At 60.2% G+C, this 21,663-nt stretch carries 26 protein-coding genes; 22 read left to right on the forward strand and 4 right to left on the reverse strand.

Annotation, left to right across the window (positions count from 1 at the left end):
• Positions 1-11: 11 nt before the first annotated feature.
• Genes LY631_RS12505 through motA form a run of 4 tightly spaced genes read right to left on the reverse strand, consistent with a single transcriptional unit; the run spans position 12 to position 3,303 of the window.
• The gene (locus tag LY631_RS12505; RefSeq protein WP_274425749.1) at positions 12-1,016 is read right to left on the reverse strand and encodes a flagellar motor switch protein FliG; all 1,005 of its coding nucleotides are present in this window, start codon (positions 1,014-1,016) and stop codon (positions 12-14) included.
• Between the two features lie 49 nt (positions 1,017-1,065).
• Positions 1,066-1,437 carry a flagellar motor switch protein FliN gene (gene fliN / locus LY631_RS12510; protein WP_274425750.1) on the reverse strand — a complete coding sequence of 124 codons (372 nt, stop codon included), beginning with the start codon at positions 1,435-1,437 and terminating at the stop codon, positions 1,066-1,068.
• A gap of 33 nt (positions 1,438-1,470) precedes the next feature.
• The gene (locus LY631_RS12515; protein WP_274425751.1) at positions 1,471-2,406 is read right to left on the reverse strand and encodes a FliM/FliN family flagellar motor switch protein; all 936 of its coding nucleotides are present in this window, start codon (positions 2,404-2,406) and stop codon (positions 1,471-1,473) included.
• 9 nt (positions 2,407-2,415) lie between these two features.
• Positions 2,416-3,303, reverse strand: a complete 888-nt coding sequence (gene motA, locus LY631_RS12520; RefSeq protein WP_274425753.1) for a flagellar motor stator protein MotA — start codon at positions 3,301-3,303, stop codon at positions 2,416-2,418.
• A 142-nt stretch (positions 3,304-3,445) separates the two neighbouring features.
• Between motA and LY631_RS12525 the strand changes: the two genes are divergently transcribed.
• The 22 genes from LY631_RS12525 to LY631_RS12630 all read left to right on the forward strand — a co-directional run bounded on the left by LY631_RS12525 (position 3,446) and on the right by LY631_RS12630 (position 21,660).
• Entirely contained in the window at positions 3,446-4,222 is a 777-nt protein-coding gene (locus LY631_RS12525) for a DUF1217 domain-containing protein (protein WP_274425754.1), read from the forward strand.
• A gap of 4 nt (positions 4,223-4,226) precedes the next feature.
• Positions 4,227-4,946 carry a flagellar basal-body rod protein FlgF gene (gene flgF, locus LY631_RS12530; protein WP_274425755.1) on the forward strand — a complete coding sequence of 240 codons (720 nt, stop codon included), beginning with the start codon at positions 4,227-4,229 and terminating at the stop codon, positions 4,944-4,946.
• The gene (gene fliI / locus LY631_RS12535; RefSeq protein ID WP_274425756.1) at positions 4,946-6,355 is read left to right on the forward strand and encodes a flagellar protein export ATPase FliI; all 1,410 of its coding nucleotides are present in this window, start codon (positions 4,946-4,948) and stop codon (positions 6,353-6,355) included. The genes flgF and fliI overlap by 1 nt, the downstream gene beginning before the upstream one ends.
• The gene (locus LY631_RS12540) at positions 6,345-6,950 is read left to right on the forward strand and encodes a hypothetical protein (protein WP_274425757.1); all 606 of its coding nucleotides are present in this window, start codon (positions 6,345-6,347) and stop codon (positions 6,948-6,950) included. The genes fliI and LY631_RS12540 overlap by 11 nt, the downstream gene beginning before the upstream one ends.
• A gap of 116 nt (positions 6,951-7,066) precedes the next feature.
• On the forward strand, positions 7,067-7,444 hold the full coding sequence (gene flgB, locus LY631_RS12545) for a flagellar basal body rod protein FlgB (protein ID WP_274425758.1): 378 nt from the start codon (positions 7,067-7,069) through the stop codon (positions 7,442-7,444).
• A 5-nt stretch (positions 7,445-7,449) separates the two neighbouring features.
• The gene (gene flgC, locus LY631_RS12550; RefSeq protein WP_274425759.1) at positions 7,450-7,869 is read left to right on the forward strand and encodes a flagellar basal body rod protein FlgC; all 420 of its coding nucleotides are present in this window, start codon (positions 7,450-7,452) and stop codon (positions 7,867-7,869) included.
• Complete coding sequence (locus LY631_RS12555) at positions 7,866-8,162, forward strand: flagellar hook-basal body complex protein FliE (protein ID WP_274425760.1); 297 nt, start codon at positions 7,866-7,868, stop codon at positions 8,160-8,162. Before flgC ends, LY631_RS12555 begins: the two co-directional genes overlap by 4 nt.
• Positions 8,163-8,176: 14 nt before the next feature.
• Entirely contained in the window at positions 8,177-8,965 is a 789-nt protein-coding gene (gene flgG, locus LY631_RS12560; RefSeq protein WP_274425761.1) for a flagellar basal-body rod protein FlgG, read from the forward strand.
• A gap of 1 nt (position 8,966) precedes the next feature.
• A complete protein-coding gene (gene flgA / locus LY631_RS12565) occupies positions 8,967-9,437 on the forward strand; it encodes a flagellar basal body P-ring formation chaperone FlgA (protein WP_274425762.1) in 471 nt (156 codons plus the stop codon).
• Positions 9,438-9,490: 53 nt separating this feature from the next.
• Complete coding sequence (locus LY631_RS12570; RefSeq protein WP_274425894.1) at positions 9,491-10,567, forward strand: flagellar basal body P-ring protein FlgI; 1,077 nt, start codon at positions 9,491-9,493, stop codon at positions 10,565-10,567.
• A gap of 9 nt (positions 10,568-10,576) precedes the next feature.
• The gene (locus tag LY631_RS12575) at positions 10,577-11,107 is read left to right on the forward strand and encodes a MotE family protein (RefSeq protein ID WP_274425763.1); all 531 of its coding nucleotides are present in this window, start codon (positions 10,577-10,579) and stop codon (positions 11,105-11,107) included.
• Entirely contained in the window at positions 11,104-11,811 is a 708-nt protein-coding gene (gene flgH, locus LY631_RS12580; protein ID WP_274425764.1) for a flagellar basal body L-ring protein FlgH, read from the forward strand. Before LY631_RS12575 ends, flgH begins: the two co-directional genes overlap by 4 nt.
• 36 nt (positions 11,812-11,847) lie before the next feature.
• Entirely contained in the window at positions 11,848-12,345 is a 498-nt protein-coding gene (locus LY631_RS12585; protein ID WP_274425765.1) for a flagellar basal body-associated FliL family protein, read from the forward strand.
• Positions 12,342-13,079 (forward strand): flagellar type III secretion system pore protein FliP, encoded by a 738-nt coding sequence (gene fliP, locus LY631_RS12590; protein WP_274425766.1) that lies wholly within the window; start codon positions 12,342-12,344, stop codon positions 13,077-13,079. Before LY631_RS12585 ends, fliP begins: the two co-directional genes overlap by 4 nt.
• Positions 13,080-13,251: 172 nt before the next feature.
• A complete protein-coding gene (locus LY631_RS12595) occupies positions 13,252-14,169 on the forward strand; it encodes a flagellin N-terminal helical domain-containing protein (RefSeq protein ID WP_274425767.1) in 918 nt (305 codons plus the stop codon).
• Between the two features lie 133 nt (positions 14,170-14,302).
• Positions 14,303-15,946, forward strand: coding sequence for a flagellar basal-body MS-ring/collar protein FliF (gene fliF, locus LY631_RS12600; protein ID WP_274425768.1), 1,644 nt, complete (start codon positions 14,303-14,305; stop codon positions 15,944-15,946).
• Complete coding sequence (locus tag LY631_RS12605; protein ID WP_274425769.1) at positions 15,946-16,584, forward strand: hypothetical protein; 639 nt, start codon at positions 15,946-15,948, stop codon at positions 16,582-16,584. The genes fliF and LY631_RS12605 overlap by 1 nt, the downstream gene beginning before the upstream one ends.
• Positions 16,584-17,825: a MotB family protein gene (locus tag LY631_RS12610; RefSeq protein ID WP_274425770.1), complete on the forward strand. Its 1,242-nt coding sequence runs from the start codon at positions 16,584-16,586 to the stop codon at positions 17,823-17,825. Before LY631_RS12605 ends, LY631_RS12610 begins: the two co-directional genes overlap by 1 nt.
• Positions 17,822-19,027 carry a chemotaxis protein gene (locus LY631_RS12615; RefSeq protein ID WP_274425772.1) on the forward strand — a complete coding sequence of 402 codons (1,206 nt, stop codon included), beginning with the start codon at positions 17,822-17,824 and terminating at the stop codon, positions 19,025-19,027. Before LY631_RS12610 ends, LY631_RS12615 begins: the two co-directional genes overlap by 4 nt.
• Positions 19,024-20,343 carry a flagellar hook-length control protein FliK gene (gene fliK, locus LY631_RS12620; protein ID WP_274425774.1) on the forward strand — a complete coding sequence of 440 codons (1,320 nt, stop codon included), beginning with the start codon at positions 19,024-19,026 and terminating at the stop codon, positions 20,341-20,343. The genes LY631_RS12615 and fliK overlap by 4 nt, the downstream gene beginning before the upstream one ends.
• Entirely contained in the window at positions 20,312-20,863 is a 552-nt protein-coding gene (locus LY631_RS12625) for a transglycosylase SLT domain-containing protein (RefSeq protein WP_274425775.1), read from the forward strand. The genes fliK and LY631_RS12625 overlap by 32 nt, the downstream gene beginning before the upstream one ends.
• Positions 20,864-20,988: 125 nt before the next feature.
• Positions 20,989-21,660, forward strand: coding sequence for a response regulator transcription factor (locus LY631_RS12630; protein WP_274425895.1), 672 nt, complete (start codon positions 20,989-20,991; stop codon positions 21,658-21,660).
• Positions 21,661-21,663: the final 3 nt, after the last annotated feature.

Consider the following 21,663-nt stretch of genomic DNA (forward strand, 5'->3'; position numbering starts at 1 on the left):
AAGACGAGGCATTATTGAGCGGACATGGCAGAGGGCAGCTCCAGCACGCCTTTCTGCGCCAGTTCCACTGCCGACAGAGCGATGCGGCGCCGGGCGTTTACGATATCCTCGTTTTGGATATCGTCCGCAGGCACTTCGAGTTCCGACTCGATCATTCGGCGCGAGCGCACGCCCAACGAAGACAGAACCGCCTCGCTCAACTCCCTGGGTGCATTGCGCAGCGCCAGCGTAACGACATCGGTGGGCATCCCATCGAATAGCGCCACACGCGCCTTCTGCGTGAGGTGAACGACATCGTCAAACGCGAACACACGGGAGCGAATCGCGTCGACGTCCTCGGAGCCAGCTTCTTCAAGCTCCTGCATCAGCGCATCCATGTCGGGCTTTTCCAACTCGCTCAGGATCCGGGCCACACGCGCCTGGCCCGCAGATGCATCCTTTCCGCTGGCCTCAGCATGCAGAATATCGGCAATGCGCTTCTCGATCAGCGAACGTACCGCCGGCGTGATCTGCCCCATCGACGCCATGCGCCGCATAATTTCGCCGCGTCTGGTCTTCTCCAGAAGGGAGATTGTCTTCGCTGCGACCGTGGGCGCCAGACTTGCGAGGATGACGGCAACGGTCTGGGAATGTTCCCGTTCGAGCAATTGCGCCAGCCGCTCGGGTCCGACCTTTTCCAGACTGCTCCAGACCTCTTCCATGCTGACCGGCTTCGGACTGCCCCGGCCCATGAGAATATTGATCTCTTCCGGAGACAGCGACTCGGAGAGAATCGTGTCCATGCTGTCCGCCGAGTCGAGCAGTCCTGCCCCTTCGGTGAACTCGTGTTCGAACTCTTCGACCACTTTTTCCAGTTCGGCTTGCGGGATTGTCCGCAAAAGCCGCGCTGCCTCTATGAGCGCTTTCAGTTCATCCTGCTTAAAGAACTTGAGGAGCCGTCCCGCCGCGGGTTTGCCCATGGCGACCAGAATGGCCGCCGCCTTCTGTGCCGGCGTCAATGTCACCGACGAACTCATTGGCCGTCTCCACCCGTCCCGCGCAACAGCGTGTTATCAGGCGCCGTGTTCATTGGGCTGCCGCTTTGCTGATCTCGGTCAGGCGCACGCCGAAGCGGTTGGGATCATCCTGCAGGAGCGTGATCTCGCCACGCGCAATCCGCCGGCCATTGACCACGATATCGACAGGCTCCCCCACGCGGCGGTCCAGAGAAACGGTCGATCCCTTACGCAATGCCATTAGCTCGGAAACGGGCATCTCCGCGCTTCCCAGCACGATCTGCACTTCGACCGGGATCCCCATGACCAACTCGGAATTCTCTCCGGCGGTCACCGGGCCGGTTTCAGGCTCTTCATGGAGGACTTCGCGCAGTTCCTCAATCGCCTCATCGAGATGCCCATCGTCCTGTTCGATCTCTTTGGCCGGATCGGACTTGCCCATCGAACTCTCCCTTTTTGCACACCGGTGGGGTGTTCACTCACCCAGCAGACCGTCTATGACTTCTTGCCGAGCATCGGACGGAGCCTTGATGCGAACCGTATAGTTCTCGCCCAACCTTCCGAACTCGCCGGTGAAAATGGTGTTGTTGCGCACTGTGATGCGGGCGTTGGAGCGCGCGTTCTCGTTGAGCTCCAGCACCTGCCCTTCTTTCAAGTCGGCCAATGCGGCCAGCGGCATTTTGCGCAAAGGCATAGTCGCCGTCAGGGTCACCGTTGAACGGAGAACCTCATTGTTGAAGCGATGTTGCCACTCCGCTGCGCCGGGTCCATCGTCGGCCGGATCCGTCGACGCGCGGGTTTCAAGCAGAACGCGCTGCGGCATCCAGGCTGTCAGGTAACCGGTGTTCTCGCCCATTGTAAGCGAGAACATTATGCGCACGCCGGGCCCATCTCGCACGACCATGCGCTTGAATTCCCTCGGACCTGACAGCACGCCTGTGACAGGCAACCGAAGGCCCAGCGCGCGCGCGCCGGAGCCGTTCAGCGCCTTGGCGAAATGTTCGAAGACCACTGCCGCTACGTCCCGCTCGATATACGAAGGCTGGCGGTCGAGCGGCGGTGTCGGAATGTCGGGATCGCCACCGAAAAGCGCATGGACCAGAAGAGAAATAGCGGATGGATCGAGCCGCATCGAAAGCGCATCGCGTGAGATCCCGGCCGGTACCACGACAAGGACTTCGTACGAATCGCTTTCAGGTCTGACCTCGGCCAGACGCGCAATATCCACGTCGGCAACGTCGATCAGCAAAGGCGCGGAGCTGGCCTCGCTGAAGGCATCGGACAGGAGCGGCAAGGCTCTGAACGCGACCGAGCGCGCGGCCTCAACCACCTTGCGCGGGTCACCGGTCGCACCGGTGAGGCGCTCGATGACGAGCCCGCGCTGTTCCTGATCTTCAGCCTCAATGGTCATCGGCTTGCCTCATGCCGCCTGTTTTCCGGCGTTCGCGCCGGCGGGATTGAGGCTTAACGTGCTCTCTTCAACAGCATCGATGGAGGGCCGGTCATAGGCGGAGATTGTTTTGCGCCCGAATTCGAGCGCCACCTGCGGCATCGAACCGTTCATGTAGGCGAGCAAGGTCTGCTTCACGATGACGTAAAGACGATTCTTCTTGTCTCGCACTATCTTGATCTTGGCAGCGATCGGCCCCACCACGGCGTAGGACAGGAAAATTCCGAGAAACGTTCCGACCAGCGCGGCTCCCACGAGAGCCCCCAGGATTTCGGGGGATTGATCGAGTGCGCCCATGGCCTTGATGACGCCGAGCACCGCCGCCACGATACCCAGTGCGGGCAGACCGTCCGCCACGGTTTGCAGCGCATGGTATGGCTTAAGCTTATCGCGCCGGATCGTCTGGATCTCTTCGTCCATCAGCGCTTCGATTTCGAAGGGACGCGCATTACCGATGATGATGATGCGGCAATAGTCACAAATGAAATACGTCAGATCCCGGTTTTTCAGGACCGACGGGAACGACTGGAAAATGGCGGACTCTTCGGGATTGTCGATATGCACTTCCACCTCGCTGCGGGATTTCGTCCGCAGTTCCCGCATGAGACTGTGCAGCACACCAAGCGTTTCCAGGTAATCCGCATTCTTCGGGACCTGATGCCGAAATGCTTCCAGGCAGGCTTTGCCGGTATCCCTCACTGTCGCCATTGGATTGGCGACGAGAAAGGTGCCGAGAGCCGCGCCACAGATGATGACGACTTCCCAAGGCTGAACGAGCACGTTCACATGACCGCCCATGGCCATGTAGCCGCCAATCACGCAGCCGAAGGTGACAATAAGTCCTATGAGAATGCCCACGAATCTACCTTCTTCTCGAACTTCGCCCCTTGAGTAGCGTCCCTGCCTTGCGCGAGGCTTGAAGCGGCTGCTTCAAGTCAGGAAAGCCTCGCGCAAGCCAACGGCGATAGCGTGCACCCGTCAAAACTGGCGGGGGCCCGGTGTGATCAATACGTACACAAGCTTTCAGATGATAACGGGCGACCTCAAGCGCTCGATCGACCGCATCGAAGCGCAGCCGATGGTCAGTCGGGAAACCGAGTACTACCTCGAAAACATCGGCAATGTGAAAAGCATCGAGGAGTTCGTCAACGACGATCGCCTGTTCCGCTACGCGATGAAGGCGCATGGGCTGGAGGACATGGCCTACGCCAAGGCCTTCATGGTCAAGGCACTGGAAGGGGGTGTCGAAGACAGGGACAGCTTCGTCAACAAGCTGACGGACAAGCGGTATCAGGATTTTGTCGAAACGTTCAACTTCGCTACATACGGCGCGGAAGTTACCGGCTTCTACAGCGCGACGACCGAGGTGACCCACAAGTATCTCCGGCAGACACTTGAGGAGGACGCCGGTCAGCAGAATGAAGGCGTGCGCCTGGCGCTCTATTTCCAGCGCAAGGCAGAGGACATCGAATCCTTTTATGAAGTCCTTGCCGACCCGGCGCTGTCCCAGGTCGTGCGGACGGCCCTTGGCTACCCCGAGACCCTCGCCCAATCCGACATCGACAAGCAGGTGGAGCTTTTCAAATCACAGATCGACTTGGAGGACTTCAAAGACCCCGAAAAGGTCGACGAATTCCTCAAGCGTTTCACCGCCATGTGGGAAATGAACAATCCTTCGAATAACCAGCAGAACTCCATCGCCGCCTTGTTCACCAAGCCGGCCGAGTTCGGCATTTCGACCGACGTGCTCGTCACCATCGCACAAATGAAGAAATAGGCCGATGCAGACCGGACTTTACGTAGCTCTCTCCTCCCAGATGGCCCTGGAGCGGCGCTTGACCACAATCGCGGACAATGTCGCCAATGCCGGAACGGTGGGCTTTCGCGCCGCCGGCGTCACCTTCGACGATGTGATGACCGGGATCGGTGAAGACTCCATAAGCTTTGTCTCGGCTGGCGACACCAGGTTCAATACGCAATCCGGAGCGCTGGAAGAGACCGGCAGTCCGCTGGATTTTGCCGTTCAGGGCGATGCCTGGTTCGCGGTGGAAACCCCGGCGGGGCCGATGATGACACGCGACGGCCGCTTTACGATGCTCAACAATGGTGAGCTCGTTACCCTGGAAGGCCATCCCGTGCTCGATCCCGGAGGCGCGCCGCTAATTCTCAATCCGCAGGGCGGACCCATCGAAGCAGGGGCTGACGGAATCCTGCGGCAGGATGGACAGCTTATCGGTGCTATCGGCCTGTTCGCCTTCGAGCCCGGACCTGATGCGCAAAGGTACGGCAACTCCGGGTTCCTGCCGAACATCCAACCGGAACCCCTTGTCGACCGGCCTGATATCGGTGTCGCCCAAGGGTTTCTCGAAAACTCCAACGTCAACGCCATGCATGAAATGATGCGGCTCATCGAAGTGCAGCGGGCATTCGAGAAAGTTTCGTCGTTGATGAGCGATAGCGACAAGACGCTGCGCGAAGCCATCCGGAGTATGGGCTCCTGATGGAGCAGGCGGCAGAAGACAAGCCAGCGCAGAATGAGGGTTCGGCCTGCTCGGACGAAAGGCCGAATGTTCTGACAGCGCTTGAAAGTGTGTATCTGCGCTTTCGCGATCCGCGTCGTATCATCAGGCATGGTGGCCGGATATCCGAAGTCATGCCCATCCATTTCCGCGTGCGTGGCATGTCAGGCGACGCGAGAATGGGCGACATCGTCTCTTACAAGGTGCATGGCAAAAGATACCTTGGAGAGGTGATACGAATCTCGTCTGAAGATATTCTGGTCGCGCCCTTCGAGCGCAACGCCGAAGCCGGGCTCGGCCAGCCGGTCTTCACGACGGGACCGCTCGGGATCCTCCCGCACCCAAGCTGGCGTGGGCGGGTGATCGACGCACTTGCCCGTCCGGTCGACGACGGCCCCCCACTTATCCGCCCTGCCTTGCCATCATCCGGCGCACCGCGCACGCCGTCCGCGCTGCGCCGCCAACGCGTGGCATCGCCATTCAGCACCGGCGTCCGTGCGATCGATCTGTTCACGCCGCTCTGTTTCGGACAGCGTATAGGCATCTTTGCCGGATCCGGTGTCGGGAAATCCACGCTGCTGGCAATGCTTGCCCGGGCCCAAGCTTTCGACACGGTCGTGCTTACCATGGTCGGTGAGCGCGGCCGCGAGGTACGCGAATTTCTGGAGGACACCCTCGGTAGCGAAGGCGTGAAAAAAACGGTGGCCGTTGTCGCCACCAGCGATGAAAGCGCCATGATGCGCAGGCGAGCCGCCGACACCGCCACGCGCGTGGCCGAAAGCTTTCGCGACCGCGGCGATAAAGTGTTGCTGGTCGTCGACTCCATTACGCGATACGCCCATGCGTCCCGCGAGGTCGCCATTGGCGCGGGTGAACCTCCCGTCGCCCGCGGCTACCCCGCATCGGTCTTCACGGATCTGCCGAACCTTCTCGAACGTGCTGGACCGGGTGAGGACGGCTTCGGTTCGATCACCGCTATTGTTTCGGTCCTGGTGGATGGCGACGATCACAACGATCCCGTTGCCGACTGTGTGCGCGGCATTCTCGACGGTCACGTCGTGCTGGACCGCGCGATCGCCGAACAGGGCCGCTTCCCGCCGGTCAATCCCCTGTCCTCTATTTCACGCTTGGCCGACCGGGCATGGAGCGGCGACAAGCGCCGCCTGGCACAACAGCTTCGCTCCATGATCGCGCGCTATGAGGAGACGCGCGATATCCGTCTTTTAGGCGGTTATCAGGCCGGGCTCGATCCGGACCTCGACGTCGCGGTCAAGCAGGTGCCGATCATCTACGAAATGCTTCGGCAGTCACCGCAGGATCCACCTTCGACGGACGTTTTCGCCGAATTGGCGGCACAATTGAAGGCCAGGGAGTCCAAACATGGCGGATGAGCTTGCGGATCTGGTCATGCCGGACAAGACGCCGGTGAAGGATCTGCCCGTCGAGGATAAACCGCAACAGGCTCGAAAGCGCCACGTGGTGAAACCGACACCACGCAATGCGGCCGCGCGCCTCCGCTCTCCGCGCGCCGGTGACCTGCTCTTCGCCGCCTGCGGACTTGGGCTCGCCGGACTATGTGCCGTGTTTCCCTGGTACATATTTTTCAATCAGGAGCAGTTCGGTATCCGACCATTGACCTTTTCGGGCGGCCAGAACGAAACGCCCGGGCGTGATCCCGAGAACCTGCTTGAGCACACCAGCATGCTGAAAAGCATGCCGCAGCTCGACCCCATCCCCACGGGCACCGTTTCCGATAGACCCGACACCGAAGACGTGCCGGACCAGCCATTTCCCGGGAATCGCGCAGAATTCCGCCTGATCCACGTGGCGAATGGACGGGCTCTGATCGAGGACGATGTCGGTTTCTGGATCGTTCAGCACGGATCTCGCCTGCCCGATGGCAGCAGGGTCTCGGAACTCCAGCGTCAGGGCGATAGCTGGGTGCTCATCACTTCCGATGAGAAGGAAATCGCCCTGTCGCGATAGGAGGGGATTGTGTCAGGAGATGCAGCGGCCGCGGCAAACGATGAAAAACGCGCCGGACGCAAGGCCCACGCAAGACTGTTTCCCTAACGTGCAGATCGAGTTTAGCGGGAGTCGAAATGCAACCTGTTAACCTGTTCGATCTGGCTGCGCAGCAGGCACACTGGCTTTCAGCCCGTCAGGCGACGACGGCCGGAAACGTTGCCAATATTAACACCCCCGGCTACCGGGCGCTCGACATCGAGCCTTTCGAGCACGTGCTGGACAACACGCAGGTGAAGATCGCAACGACAAACCCCGGTCACCTGAAAACCGGTGTGACCGAAGCTTCGTATGGCCTGGAGGAGCAGGACAATCCGGAACTTCTGCCCTCCGAAAACAGCGTCGTGCTTGAGGATGAGCTTGCCAAATCCGGCGAGGTTCGCAGAGGATTCGAGCTTAACACGGCGATTGTGAAGGCGTTTCACCGTATGATCATGTCGACGACGAGAGGCTGACCCCGATGGATGCACTAACCACCGCACTTAAGGTTTCTGCTTCGGGGCTTGGCGCTCAATCGACACGTATGCGCGTTGTGTCGGAGAACCTCGCGAACGCACAATCGACCAGTGATGTCCCGGGCGGTGATCCCTATCGTCGGAAGACGATCAGCTTCGAAGCTGAACTCGACCGCGCCTCCGGCGGCAGCCTCGTCGAAATCGCCGCCATAGCGCGCGACCTGTCGGACTTTCGCCTAGAATACCAGCCGGGCCACAAGGCAGCTGACGAGAACGGTTACGTGAAAATGCCGAACGTCAACATGCTGGTGGAAATGGCTGACATGCGGGAGGCGAACCGCGGCTATGAGGCGAACCTGCAGTCGATCAAGCAGGCGCGGGAACTCATTACTATGACCATCGATCTCTTACGGAGCGGCGCATGATTACCGGAATCGGCGATCTGACACGGCTTCCTGGTTTGCAGGAAATCCCGCAATCTCGCCCCACGGCCCCTGACAGTGATGCATTTTCCGCCATGGTGGCTGAATTCGCCACAACCACGGTCAATCGGCTCGAGAATGCCGAAAATCTTTCCATTCAAGCGCTGCAGGGCGAGGCGAACACACGCGAAGTCGTTGACGCCGTAATGACCGCTGAACAGTCGCTCCAGTCGGCGATTGCCATTCGGGACAAGATCGTCACCGCGTACATGGAAATCAGCCGGATGGCGATCTGAAGGAGAACCAACGCATGAAAGCCTTATCCGTCGCCGCCACCGGCATGAGCGCGCAGCAGCTCAACCTTGAAGTGATCGCCAACAACATAGCAAACATAAACACGACCGGCTTCAAACGGGCGCGCGCGGAATTTTCCGACCTGCTGTACCAGACGGTACGCCTGCAGGGTGTTCCCGAGCGCGCCAATCAGAACATCGTTCCCGAAGGCGCAAATATCGGCCTGGGAACGAAGGTTTCTGCCGTACGCAATCTGCACCAGCAGGGTCCGCTGACGAACACCGGCAACAAGCTGGATCTGGCCCTCGCTGGCCGCGGCTGGTTCCAGATCGAGGGAGCCAATGGCGAAGTCCTCTACACCCGTGCCGGTTCATTCAACACCAATGCAAACGGCGAATTGGTCACCTCCGACGGGTATCCGGTCGTGCCCGATATCGTCGTCCCGGAAGACGCGGTGGATGTTGTCATAAACGCATCGGGCCAGGTCTTCGCGCAAATCGACGGGCAGGAGGCCCTGGAGGAGCTTGGCCAGCTCACACTCGCCAGTTTCGCAAACGAGGCCGGCCTTGCACCAATCGGAAGCAATCTGTTCCGCGAGACCGAGGCTTCGGGTCCTGCAGCTGTCGGCGTGCCGGGCGACCCCGGCTTCGCCACCATAGAACAGGAGTACCTGGAGGGTTCCAACGTGGATCCGGTGAAGGAGATCACGGAGCTGATCTCGGCTCAGCGCGCTTACGAAATGAACTCCAAGGTCATCACTGCAGCCGACGAGATGGCCGCCACCGTAACCCAGGGCATGCGATAGGATGAAACGTTTGCTGCCACGGCGAGCCATTCTGACGGGGCTTGTTGCGGGGCTCACGTTCCTCGCCGCGCCTGCGCAGGCAGACGAACGCGTCGTCGTTCCCACGCAAGTCATCTACCCGGGCGAGACGATCTATGCCGGCGCTCTGAAGGAAATGATCTTGAATCGCCGCAAACGCCATACGCCTGATCTAGCACGTTCTCCGCAACAGCTGGACGGCAAGGTGGCGCGACGGACGCTCCTGCCCGGCCGCATGATCTCGCTCTCGTCGATCCGCGAGCCCCATCTGGTAGAGCGCGGCACCGAGGTAACCGCCGTTTTCTCCGACAATGGTTTGATTATTTCGACCCGCGCCGTTCCACAGCAATCCGCAGGGGCCGGTGACATGGTGAAGCTGCGCAATATGGATAGCGGCACCACTTTCTCCGGTATCGTGATGCAGGACGGAACTGTCCGGGTGAGTGCACGATGATCGTTCGGGGCCTTATCCTCGGAATGATGCTCCTTGCCGCGGCAGCCACCGCTATGGCGGGAGCGGCGGATGCGGAAGGCATGGCTGGTCGCTCGCGCATCAAGGATGTCGCGGAACTCCAGGTCGCCCGGGACAACCAGCTCGTTGGATACGGTCTCGTCATCGGGCTGAACGGAACCGGCGATGGTCTGCGCAACTCGCCTTTCACCGAACAGTCCATCCGCGCCATGCTGGAGAACCTGGGTGTCGCCGCCGAAGGCGGCCGCACACGCGCGGAAAACGTCGCTGCGGTGATTGTTACTGCCGATCTGCCGCCCTTTGTCCAATCGGGCGCGCGCATCGATGTGAGCGTGTCATCCTTGGGCGACGCGGACTCCCTCGCCGGCGGTACCCTTGTCATGACTCCGCTTCGCGCGGCCGATGGGGACATATACGCTGTGGCTCAGGGCTCCGTCATCGTTTCCGGGTTCGAAGCCCAGGGGCAAGCGGAAACCGTGACGAGGGGCGTCCCGACCTCCGGCCGGGTGCCGAACGGTGCAATTATCGAGCGGGAAGTCCCCGGCGCCATGAACGATCTCCTCGTCCTCACCCTGCAGCTGCGCAATCCGGATTTCACCACCGCCATACGCATCACCGACGCGATCAATGCCTATACGGGACGGCGCTTCGGTGCGCCGCTCGCGACGGAACAGGACTCCAACACCGTGTCCGTGCGCAAGCCGAAAGGCATCTCCGCCGCGCGTTTTTATTCGGAGCTGGAGAACCTGACGGTCAATGCGGATGCCCCGGCGCGCGTTGTGGTCGACGAACGAACTGGAACCATCGTCATCGGAAACGATGTTCGCATCTCACGCGTCGCCATCAGCCACGGCGCGCTGACGGTCCGCGTCACCGAAATGCCCCGGGTTGTCCAGCCCGCACCCTTTTCCTGGGGCGAAACCGAGATCGAACCTTTGACAGACATCGAGATCGACGAGCCCGAAGCCAATGTTGCCGTTCTCGACGGCCCGGATCTGCAAACCCTTGTTTCCGGCCTCAATCGGCTCGGCGTGGAGCCCAGCGGCATCATTGCCATTCTTCAGGGCATCAAGTCCGCCGGCGCGCTGCAGGCTGAGCTCGTGTTGCAATAGGAGCGATGCATGAAGACCTTCGCGTTTGCACAAACCGTCATGCCCGCAGGCGCCAGCAAGGCTTTGCCGGCCGCACTCGTCGCAGCTCTGCTGGCTTTTCCCGGCATCACTGCCCAGGCAGCCGAACCTGACACGGTCGCTCTAGGAGATGAGGTGCAGCGTTTCTGCACGAACATCGCAGATGAGGCGCGTGACCATCGGTATGCACTCCAGAAACAGGAACTCGCGCGGCTGCGCGAGGAGGTGGACGGCCGTATCGTCGCCCTTGAAGACAAACGGGCCGAATTCGAAATCTGGCTCGACCGTCGTGAGGCGTTCCTCGACAAGGCCACGAATGGCTTGGTCGAGATTTACGCCAGCATGCGGCCCGATGCAGCCGCCGAACGCCTTGCAGAAGTGCGAGTGGAACTCGCCGCCGCCATCCTGATGAAGCTCAAGCCGCGTGACGCAGGCGTGATCCTGGACGAAATGAACAGCGAGTCGGCGGCCATGCTGACCACAATTATTGCAAGCGCCGCTCGTCCTGAGGATCCGTCGTGAAGTTTGTAGCCATTAGCGTACTGCTTGCCGGCTCGCTCGCCTTTTCGGGATGTGCGTCATTCGACGAGCTTGGAAAACCGCCAGCGCTTTCGCCCGTCGGAGCCGGGGCGGTTCCGACTGCACTTCCAGCGTATCATTATCCCAGCGAGCCGCAGCATGCGCCCGGCCCGCATTCGCTATGGCAAGACCGGAAAGGGCGCTTCTTCACCGATCCACGCGCGCTGAACGTCGGTGATATTCTAACGGTCAGGATCGCACTCAACGACGAGGCGCGTTTCGTGAACGAGTCGCAACGCTCGCGCCAGTCCGGGCGCAGTCTCGGCCTTTTCGGGACCTTTTCCGCCGGTGGCAGCGGATCGTCCGCATCCGCCGAAGGAGATATCGACTCGGACACCTCCTCCGTCGGGGTCGGCTCCACCGAACGTTCCGAAAACCTCGAGCTCGTAATGGCCGCTGTAGTGACCGGTAAGCTGCCGAACGGCAACATGCGGATCTCCGGAACACAGGAAGTGCGCGTCAATGCCGAGCTGCGTGTGCTCACCCTCGCCGGCATCGTCCGGCCGATCGATATCGGGCCGAACAACACGATTTCCTACGAGCGCATTGCCGAAGCACGCATTTCCTATGGCGGCCGCGGTCGCCTGACGGAAGTTCAGCAGCCGCCCTATGGGCAACAGATTCTCGATACGGTGTTGCCGTTCTAGAAGCTGACCTGGCTTAACCGAAGAGGACAAACCGCAGTGGCTCTGGTCGCGGGAGAAGAAGCGAAGAAAAAAGGACCGTCACCATTGGTGCAGCTTTTGGCTCTGCTGGTGGTGACCGCCATTGCAGCGGGGATCGGCTGGTACGCCGGCGGCTACCTGCAGGCTAACCGAACACCGGCTTCCGATGCGGCGGAAGCGGAGGGGAACGACGGGCAGGCGACCGGTCAGACGGAAATCGCAACTGCTGATTCTCCGCGCGTGGTGGCGTTGGAGCCAATCATGACCAGCCTGGCGGATCCGCACGATGTGTGGGTACGTCTGGAACTGGCCCTCGTCTTCAATGAAGATTCCTCGTCCTCGCCTGCCCACGAGATCCATCAGGATCTTTTCGCCTACGTGCGGACGCTCAAGCTCAGGCAGATCGATACGCCGAGCGGCTTTCAGAACCTCAAGGCAGACCTGCTCGAGCGGGCCAAAATCCGCAGTGGTGGCCAGGTAAGCGACGTTCTCATCACGACATTTCTGTACGAATGAAACGCGCAATCATCGCTCTCGCCGCACTGCTTTTCCTGAGCCTGCCCGCCGGCGCGCAATCGCTCGATTTTGGCGCGCTGACCGGCGACGCGGACGGAACCACAATCGGCTACATTATCCAGCTCTTTGGAGTCCTGACGGTTCTTTCCATCGCGCCTGGCATTCTCATCATGGTGACCAGCTTTACGCGCTTCGTCATCGTTTTTGCCATTCTGCGCGCCGGCATGGGCCTACCATCCACCCCGGCCAATCTCATCCTCATCAGCCTGTCGCTCTTCATGACCTTTTATGTCATGGCGCCAACTTTCGATCAGGCCTGGAACGATGGAATTCGGCCGCTGATGAACAACGAGATCAGCGAGGCCGCGGCCGCGGAACGGATTTCCGAGCCGTTTCGTGGGTTCATGGCGGAAAATGTGCGCGAGCAGGACTACAACCTTTTTGTCGACCTCGCTGTCGAACGGAGCACTCTGGAGACATCGGCCGAGGTAGCGGATTTCCGCGTCCTCGCGCCCGCCTTCCTCATTTCCGAAATCCGGCGCGGCTTCGAAATCGGTTTTCTCATCGTCCTGCCGTTTCTGGTGATCGACCTCATCGTCGCCACCATCACCATGTCCATGGGCATGATGATGCTGCCGCCGACCGTCGTTTCCCTACCATTCAAGATTCTCTTCTTCGTCCTCATCGATGGGTGGAATCTGCTGGTTGGCAGCCTGGTCCGCAGCTTCGCCTGAGCACCAATCGATCTTTTCCGGCGACCTTATCTTTTTGGTAGGATTTTAGCGCCATAAAGGCCGCATCGCATGGCGGAGTGAGTTGCACCAACTCACGGCATGATGCCTCTCCGTCATACCGGTCGGCCCGGTATGTCCCATTCCAATTTCTTAATTCAAGGGACAATTTCCCATGGCAAGCATCATGACCAATGCGTCGGCTATGACGGCGCTGCAGACGCTCAATTCCATTTCCAAAGATCTCGCCACCACACAGAACCGCATCTCGACCGGCCTGCGTGTGAACGAGGCTTCCGACAATGCTGCCTACTGGTCCATCGCCACCACCATGCGTTCGGACAACAAGGCCAACTCGGTTGTCCAGGATGCACTCGGTCTTGCCGCGGGTAAGGTCGACACCGCCTATACGGCGATGGATTCGGCCAAGGACGTAGTCGACCAGATCAAGGAAAAAGTTCTCCTCGCCAAGACATCGAGCGAAGAGGATCGCACCAAGATCCAGAGTGAGATCACGGCCCTGCAGGCACAGCTCACTGAGGCTGCCGGTGCAAGCTACGCCGGCACCAGCCTTCTTACGACCGACTCCACCGGTACGGCGACCGAGTTCAGCGTGATCTCCTCCTATAATCGCGACTCCACCGGCGCGGTCACCACAGGTCAAATCAGCGTGACGCTCGACGATGTGAGGCTGATTGACAGCGGCGGTGCCAATGCAGGCATTTTGGACACTGAATTCACAACCACCGGCGCCGGTGCCGCAACTGCATCAGTGATGACACTGGACGTCACCACAGCCGGATTGGACGACACGGACTTCAACGACATGCTGACCGGGATTGAGACCGCCCTCAGCGATGTTGCAACCGGTGCATCTTCACTCGGCGCCGCCAAGGCGCGGATCGATCTTCAGAACGACTTCACCGAGAAGCTGATGGACGCGATCGACCGTGGTGTTGGCCAGCTCGTCGATGCGGATATGAACGAGGAGTCGACGCGGCTTTCTGCCCTGCAGACGCAGCAGCAGCTGGGCATTCAGGCGCTGTCTATCGCCAACTCCAACGCTCAGAACATTCTGTCGCTGTTCCGCTAAGGGAGGGGAGCCGGGGACTGACCCGGCCAATAATAAAAGCCGACAAAAGGGCCGCCTTTCGGGGCGGCCCATTTCATTTTCGCACAAGCTTCGCGTCCTAGGCTGCGCCGCATCATTGGCCTGGGAGTGTTTCGTGCCTGAACAACTTAACGCCATTGTCGAGAACCTGAAAAGTCTGGGAACGCGGCGCCTCGCCATCATGGGCGGCGTTCTGGCTCTGGTGATAAGTGTGATTACCGTCGGCGCGCTCTATCTCAACCGCCCGGCCTATGAAACACTCTATGTCGGCCTGGAGCGCTCGGATGTGAACCAGATCGGCCTCGTTCTCTCCGAGGCAGGAATCAACTTCGATGTTGGATCCGATGGCACAAACGTTCAGGTTCCGGTCGGTCAGACCGCCCAGGCGCGCATGCTGCTCGCGGAAAAAGGTCTCCCTTCAAGCACCAATGCCGGCTACGAACTGTTCGACAATGTCGGCTCCCTGGGCCTGACCACTTTCATGCAGGAGGTCACCCGGGTCCGTGCACTCGAAGGCGAGATTAGCCGCACGATCGGCTCCATGAGCGGCATCAAGGCTGCCCGCGTGCACCTTGTCATGCCGGAGCGTGGGAACTTCCGCCGCGAGGCTCAGACGCCCTCCGCCTCCGTGGTTATTCGCGGCTCCAGCATGGATGCTTCGGAGAAGGCATCCGCCATTCGCCACCTCGTCGCCGCCGCCGTTCCCGGACTGGATCCTGAAGAGGTCACCGTGCTCGATTCCGCCGGGACCTTGCTTGCATCCGGAGACGATCCGTCCAACAACACCGCACAGCGTTCCATCGGCGTCGAACGCACGGTGGAAAGTCAGATCGAGGAGAATATCCGCCGCACACTAGCGCCCTATCTTGGTCCGGACAATTTCCGCGCCAGCGTGAAAGCGCGGGTCAACACCGACGCGCGCCAGGTCGAGGAAGTGATCTACGATCCCGAGTCGCAGGTCGCCCGCTCCGTTCAGGTGGTCAGGACGAACGACAGCTCCGAAAAGGAAACTGCCGCGAACCCGGCAACCGTCCTACAGAACTTGCCTGAGGAAGGAGCCGACGTCGGCGAAATGCCCCGCTCCACCGAGCAAAGCGAGCGGCGCGAGGAAACGACCAACTACGAACTTAATACAAAGCGGATATCCACCACAAGCAACGGCTACGAAGTCACCGGCCTGTCCATGGCCGTGGTTGTGAATGAGGCCCGCATTGCATCGAGTCTGGGCGCGAACCCGACACCGGAGCAGTTGCAGGCCCGGATCGACGAAATTCGCAGTGTTGTCGCCTCCGCTACCGGCTTTAACGAAACGCGGGGCGACGTGCTGACGGTTTCCGCGGTCGAGTTCATGCAGGATCTCGAAGGCGCCGCGACCACCGAGTCGAGCATGCTGGTCTCCCTGAACAGGCATGCCGGAACACTGATCAATGCCGCTGCCTTTATTCTCGTCGCCTTCCTTGTAACCTGGTTCGGCCTCAAACCTCTGGGCACCGCCCTCACCCGTACCGCAAACGCGGACACGCCGGCCATTGAAAGTAACGGGCAAGCGTCTCTGCCGAATCATACCGGCCAAGTCCCGTCGACCGAAGAGGGCGACGGGATGGTGCCCACCTACGAGGAAGTCGAAGGAACGCCGCAGAACCTACGGATAAAACCTGCGCCACAGGACCGCCTCGCGCGCATGGTCGATCTCAGTGAAGAGCGCACTGCCCATATCCTGCGCAAGTGGGCAAGCGCTGAAGCGGAGGCCACCGGTTGATGCCCACACTCGCCCTCGCCGACGCATTGCCCGATTTCGGAGTCGCTAAAGCCCCTGCGGCCCGACCCAATGCCGGAATGAGCCCTTCTGCCACCTCTCCCGCAACTGCGCCGCAATCTCGTTCAGACGAAAGGGAGGCAAGGAAAGCGGCCGATGCCGTTGCCAAGGCGGAAGCGGAGGTCGCAGAACGCCTCCAGCACGAGTATGAGGAAAAACTTTCTGCCGAACGCCAGCGCCACAAGCAGGAAATCGAAGAGCTCCAGGAACAGCTCGGAAAGAATGCCGCCGAAACGATTGCCGCACGCTTCGCCGGGATGGAGCGGCAGACCATCGATCTGACCAGCGCACTGGTGGCGCGGATTCTTGGCGTGACACTCAGCGAGGAGCTCCAGAACCGCGCGGTGGAGCACCTTTCACGAATCATCGCCGAGACACTGACGGATCGGGAGGCGGTGCGCATCAGCGTATACGGCACGGGGTTCCTGTGCGAGCAGCTGCGCACCATGCTTGGCGAACGCTCGGCGCAGGTGGATTTCGTCGAGACGCCAGGTCTTGATCTCTCCATCCATATTGACGAAAGCATACTGGAAACACGCTTGACCGAATGGTCTGAGGCGCTTTCCGAGGTCTTGTCCTGATGGCGGCAGGCGAGAGTGAACGCGGACCGGAAATCATCATCGTCCGTCGCGGTGGCGATGATGAGGATGAAGGCCATCACGGCGGCGTGTGGAAAATCGCCTTTGCCGACTTCATGACGGCAATGATGTGCTTTTTTCTGGTGATGTGGCTCATCAATGCAGCCAGCGAAGAGACGAGGACCGCGCTTGCCAGTTATTTCAACCCGGTGAAGCTGATAGACCGCAATACCAACAAGAGGGGCCTGGAGGATTTGGGCTACGGGCCCCAGAGTGCCGCCGAGCCCGAGGAAGCGGAACAAACCACCCATACGCAATCAGGCGCAAGCTACAGGCTTGGAGGCCCAGCCAGCCTCCGGGACTCCGAAGACATCAACGAAGACCCGGTCTATTCGGACGACAACTTCTTCTCCGATCCCTATGCGGTTCTGGCCGAAATCGCAGCCGAAACCGACGTCAGACAAAATATTTCATCCAAGGGGGAAGGCGGTGAGCAAACCGCCGGCCCGTCTTCCGGTGCATCCGGCGGTGAAGCTTACCGGGATCCTTTTGCGCCCGACTTCTGGTCGCAGCAGGTAGCGGAGCCTCAAATCGGCGTACAAGGCGACCCTGACGATGCGCGCGGGGAACCCGCGAGCGCGGCCGATACGCGGCTGCCGGATTCTTCCGGGCCGGAAGAGCCCTCGGCAAACACCGACGCTACGGCCGAAGAGCAGGCGTCACTTTCCACTTCGCAGGAACAAGTACCCGACCCCCCTGCGGAAAGCGAAACGGCTAGGCCTGAACACGCCAGAGAGGCCGATCAGATTCGCGCGGCTCTTTCCGAGGCTCTTCAAGGTGACAACCTTGCCGCTGCGGTCAGCGTCACGTCCAGCCAGGACGGCGTTTTGATTTCCATTACCGACGATCTTCAGGAAGGTATGTTTGCCGTCGGCTCCGCCGTACCGCAGCGTACGCTCGTCCTCGCCATGGAGAAGATCGGGGAAGCCCTCGCCGACCGCCCGGGTGCCCTGCGCATTCACGGCCATACGGATGGCCGGCCATTCGCAAGTGGCGATTATGATAACTGGCGGCTTTCAACCGCGCGCGCTCACGCGGCCTATTACATGCTCGCGCGTGGCGGCTTGGACGAAGAGCGCATTATTGAAGTGGCGGGCTTTGCCGACAGGAAGCTCAGGATACCGGACAATCCGCTGGACGATGCCAACCGCCGTATCGAAATCCTTCTGGAGTTGCCGCAATGAGATGGCGGCGCTTCGGCGTGGCAGCTCTTTCAACGGCGATGATGCTGGCGCTATCGCCTGCACATACCGCTGACCTCGAGCCTTATCAAATGATGCGCTCGCTCCAGGTCGTACAGGATCGGATCGCCAATGGCGATCACGCCTCGATGCCCATGCAGCGTGAGCTTTTGGAGATCATCGATGAGCGCCTTCGCGCCGCCGGACCGGAGAGTTTCCAGGAAACGAAGAACGTCAACGCTCTTCTGATCTATGGCGCCAGTGGCGGCAACCCGGCTACGGTGGAGACGGTCTTTTCAAACCTCGACCTGGAAGGCGAACAGCAATCGCTGGCGCAAGGCATCCTTCACTATGTTCGAGGGAATACCGGGGCGGCGCGGGCGAGACTGTCGCAAATCGATCCCTTCGCGCTCGACAGGGAGATAGCAGCGCCGATCGCGCTGGTAACCGGGTCCCTGCTTTCGGGGGACCTCCCGGAGAAAGCTCTTCGTCTCTTGGATCAGGCCCGCCTGCTAAGTCCGGGTACACTGGTGGAGGAAGCCGCGCTAAGGCGCACGATTGCGCTCAGTGCAAGGATCCGCGATCCGGAGCGCTTCGCTCTGGCCACGATACAGTATGTAAGCCGCTTCCTGAACTCACCTTACGCCAGCCAATTTGCTCAGGATTTTGTTTCCGCCGTCGCACTCATGCACGATGAGATCGAATTCCACCTGATCGAGGAAGTCGCGGACATGATGTCTGACGACCGAGCCTTTGCAATCTATTTGCGCATTGCGCGCCAAAGCGCGATCGACGGCTATGATGACCTGCTCGCCTTTGCTTCCGAGAAGGCGACAACCTATGCATCCAGAATACCGGAAGCAGGCGACGACCCGCGAACCGTGCTTTATGCAAACATCGCTTCCATTAAGTCGAACAATATAGAAGACGTACGACAAGCCTTGGGCGAGATCGACCCCGGCCGGCTTTCCACCGAGGACAAGAAGCTGCTCGAGGCGGCGCGCCGAGTAGCCGAAAGCATCATTGCTCCTCCCTCGGCTCAAGTCGTCTTGGCAGATGAGATTGCTGAACGCAAGCAGCCGCCAAACCGGGCAGCGGGGTCCGGACCTGAGGACGATACAACATATTTCAGCGAAGCTTACATGGCGGAGACGCAAAGCCGACTGGACGCAGTCGACGCGTTGCTGAAGGAGGACGGTAGATGACGGACGGAATTATAGCAGGCGGGCGTCTATTCCCGGCCGACACCCGAAATCTTGACCCAGCGGGCAAAGACCGCCCTTCCGATCCGTTGGCTTTCAAGAGTGTCTTGCGGGAAAATGCCACGACCCCGGCAAGGGACGACGAAGCAAACGCGCTCGAGCAGGAAATGAACCAGCGTGGATGGCGGCTGGCCGACCTTCTCGAGAAGATCACGGTGGCCGAGCATCACGAGGAAGCGGACACGGATCACCACGCGATGTCGCCGAAAGACCCGGAGGGGCAGGTAGGGCAAAACGGAGGAACAGAGGAAAAATCGTCCGTTGTTGTGGAGGCCACATCCGAGCTGCGCATTTCAGAGCCGAACAACGTGGAAGAAGACGGACATGAACACGAAGCAGCGTCCGACAACCTGGCGGAACCGCTATCGATGGCGTCGCGCCCCACCGATATCCACCGTCTTCCGACGGCCCGGATGGACACGGACGTCAGCGCAGTAAAAAAGGAGAAATCGGGTCTGAGCGAGGTGCTCACCCGCCAGGGCCAAGCTGCACCTGAGCCGGAGATTGCCGCCAAGATTCAGAAGACGAGCTCCTCCGGTACCGAACACGGCTTACAGCAGACGGCAACCCAGTCCAAAGCACGCGCCGAGTCCTTCCTTTCCGAACAGGGCGACAAGCGCGAGGGGCAGAATCCTGACCGGCAAAACCACGGTTCTGAGAGCGGAAGAAAGCCCGTCCGCGTAATCACGACACAAACCACGCCGGCGCCGGCGGCATCGGTGGGAGCGCAGCCGTTGCCACCGAATAGCCCTTTAAGCAGCTCCGTTACTAACGCACTGACGGCTGATCCCGGCTTCGGGACAGCCGCAGCTGAGGCAGCTAAGGCGATAGCCTCGAGCCAAGGATCTGGTTCGCAAACACTCCACACACTTAAAATTCAACTCCACCCGGTCGAATTGGGCGCGGTCACCGCCAAGCTAAGCGCTTCCGGAGAACAACTTATTGTTGAGTTAAGTGTTGAGAGCGCGGAAGCACGGCAGAAGCTGAATGCTGATAGTGAAGCGATGACACGCGCGCTCAGAGGGCTCGGCTACGAGGTCGACCGGGTGACAATTCAGCAGACGAGCAATCCCACTCCAACGGCAACGACTCCGGGATCTGCCGGCCGCGATACCGGAGGGTTCTCCGCCGGTAATGACGGTGGGCGCCAACCTGACGGCAACGCCGGGGGAAAGCAGCAGAACCAGGGGGGAGCCGGACGCGAACGCTCGCAGGAGGACAGTGCAAATGCTCAGGCGCGCAGCAGTCTGTATATCTAGCCTGCTCCTCTCCTCCACCCTGGCACTCGCCAATCCCTGCGAAGCTGAAATCTTGCGTGCATCCGAAAGATACCGCATCCCGCCCGGTATTCTCTATGCCGTCGGACTGGCGGAAACCGGGGTAAAAGGCAGTCTCCAACCCTATGCCCTCAACGTCGAGGGCAAGGCCGTCTTTTCCAGCAGCACCAACGAGGCGAGAGCCGCCTTTGAAACAGCACGCCGACACGGCGCGAAGCTGATTGACCTGGGCTGCATGCAGATCAATCACTATTACCACGCGGAGCATTTTCGCAGCGTCTCGGAGATGCTCGACCCGCGCAGAAATGTCGATTATGCCGCGCGGTTTCTCGTAGAACTCAAGAAGCGTCACAACACCTGGGCAATGGCGGTGGCGCGGTATCATGCCGGGCCCAATAACAATCCGGCACAGAAGCGCTACGTGTGTCGGGTTATCGCAAACATGGTGACGACCGGCTTCGGTGAATGGACATCGAATGCCCGGCAGTTTTGCTACCACTGATTGAAAGTGGCGATATAAAGGCGCCCTCTCCGGAGACTCCTAAAAAATTATTACAAAAATTAACGGTTGTCCGTGATTCGCCCGACCGGCTACCCCTTGAACATGAACTGATTCGGGGGGCACCGATGATTGTTGTAGTAGACGAGCGTGAGCTCGTAACTGAGGGATACAATTCTCTTTTCGGCCGAGAAGGGATTGCGACAGCAAGCTTCGATCCCGGCGAGTTCGGTGAGTGGGTCGAAACGGCTGCGGACGACGATCTGAACGCCGTCAGCGCTTTCCTGCTCGGCAAATGTCAATCTCCAGACGCGCCAGCCCGGCGCATCCGCGATCGCTCCAACGCACCGGTCATCGCACTGAGTGAGCAAAACTCCCTGGAGGATACGCTCCGCCTTTTTGAATCGGGCGTCGACGATGTCGTACGCAAACCCGTTCACGTACGTGAAATCCTGGCGCGCATCACCGCCATCAGCCGCCGTGCTCAGCAACAGGAACCGACATACACCGAGATCGGGCCGTTGCGCATCTATGCTGACGGGCGCGATCCGGAAATTGACGGCGAGCCCCTGCCCTTGCCCCGCCGCGAACGACGTATACTCGAGTATCTCGCAAACAATGCCTCGCGCCGGGTGACAAAGACGCAGATCTTCAATGCAATCTACGGAATCTTCGACGAGGAAGTCGAAGAGAACGTCGTCGAGAGCCACATCAGCAAGCTGCGCAAGAAACTGCGTACCCGGCTCGGCTTCGACCCGATCGATTCCAAGCGCTATCTCGGTTACCGGCTTACCACTTGATTC

Origin of the sequence: Chelativorans sp. YIM 93263 (assembly GCF_028767125.1) — a bacterium.
Lineage (GTDB): Bacteria > Pseudomonadota > Alphaproteobacteria > Rhizobiales > Rhizobiaceae > Chelativorans.

Excerpts from the sequence above, each read along its gene's own strand:
- LY631_RS12505 (WP_274425749.1), bottom strand. The coding sequence starts at position 1,016 with ATGAGTTCGTCGGTGACATTGACGCCGGCACAGAAGGCGGCGGCCATT.
- fliN (WP_274425750.1), bottom strand. The coding sequence starts at position 1,437 with ATGGGCAAGTCCGATCCGGCCAAAGAGATCGAACAGGACGATGGGCAT.
- LY631_RS12515 (WP_274425751.1), bottom strand. The coding sequence starts at position 2,406 with ATGACCATTGAGGCTGAAGATCAGGAACAGCGCGGGCTCGTCATCGAG.
- flgF (WP_274425755.1), top strand. The coding sequence starts at position 4,227 with ATGCAGACCGGACTTTACGTAGCTCTCTCCTCCCAGATGGCCCTGGAG.
- fliI (WP_274425756.1), top strand. The coding sequence starts at position 4,946 with ATGGAGCAGGCGGCAGAAGACAAGCCAGCGCAGAATGAGGGTTCGGCC.
- LY631_RS12540 (WP_274425757.1), top strand. The coding sequence starts at position 6,345 with ATGGCGGATGAGCTTGCGGATCTGGTCATGCCGGACAAGACGCCGGTG.
- flgB (WP_274425758.1), top strand. The coding sequence starts at position 7,067 with ATGCAACCTGTTAACCTGTTCGATCTGGCTGCGCAGCAGGCACACTGG.
- flgC (WP_274425759.1), top strand. The coding sequence starts at position 7,450 with ATGGATGCACTAACCACCGCACTTAAGGTTTCTGCTTCGGGGCTTGGC.
- LY631_RS12555 (WP_274425760.1), top strand. The coding sequence starts at position 7,866 with ATGATTACCGGAATCGGCGATCTGACACGGCTTCCTGGTTTGCAGGAA.
- flgG (WP_274425761.1), top strand. The coding sequence starts at position 8,177 with ATGAAAGCCTTATCCGTCGCCGCCACCGGCATGAGCGCGCAGCAGCTC.
- flgA (WP_274425762.1), top strand. The coding sequence starts at position 8,967 with ATGAAACGTTTGCTGCCACGGCGAGCCATTCTGACGGGGCTTGTTGCG.
- LY631_RS12570 (WP_274425894.1), top strand. The coding sequence starts at position 9,491 with ATGGCGGGAGCGGCGGATGCGGAAGGCATGGCTGGTCGCTCGCGCATC.
- LY631_RS12575 (WP_274425763.1), top strand. The coding sequence starts at position 10,577 with ATGAAGACCTTCGCGTTTGCACAAACCGTCATGCCCGCAGGCGCCAGC.
- fliP (WP_274425766.1), top strand. The coding sequence starts at position 12,342 with ATGAAACGCGCAATCATCGCTCTCGCCGCACTGCTTTTCCTGAGCCTG.
- LY631_RS12595 (WP_274425767.1), top strand. The coding sequence starts at position 13,252 with ATGGCAAGCATCATGACCAATGCGTCGGCTATGACGGCGCTGCAGACG.
- LY631_RS12605 (WP_274425769.1), top strand. The coding sequence starts at position 15,946 with ATGCCCACACTCGCCCTCGCCGACGCATTGCCCGATTTCGGAGTCGCT.
- LY631_RS12610 (WP_274425770.1), top strand. The coding sequence starts at position 16,584 with ATGGCGGCAGGCGAGAGTGAACGCGGACCGGAAATCATCATCGTCCGT.
- LY631_RS12615 (WP_274425772.1), top strand. The coding sequence starts at position 17,822 with ATGAGATGGCGGCGCTTCGGCGTGGCAGCTCTTTCAACGGCGATGATG.
- fliK (WP_274425774.1), top strand. The coding sequence starts at position 19,024 with ATGACGGACGGAATTATAGCAGGCGGGCGTCTATTCCCGGCCGACACC.
- LY631_RS12625 (WP_274425775.1), top strand. The coding sequence starts at position 20,312 with ATGCTCAGGCGCGCAGCAGTCTGTATATCTAGCCTGCTCCTCTCCTCC.
- LY631_RS12630 (WP_274425895.1), top strand. The coding sequence starts at position 20,989 with ATGATTGTTGTAGTAGACGAGCGTGAGCTCGTAACTGAGGGATACAAT.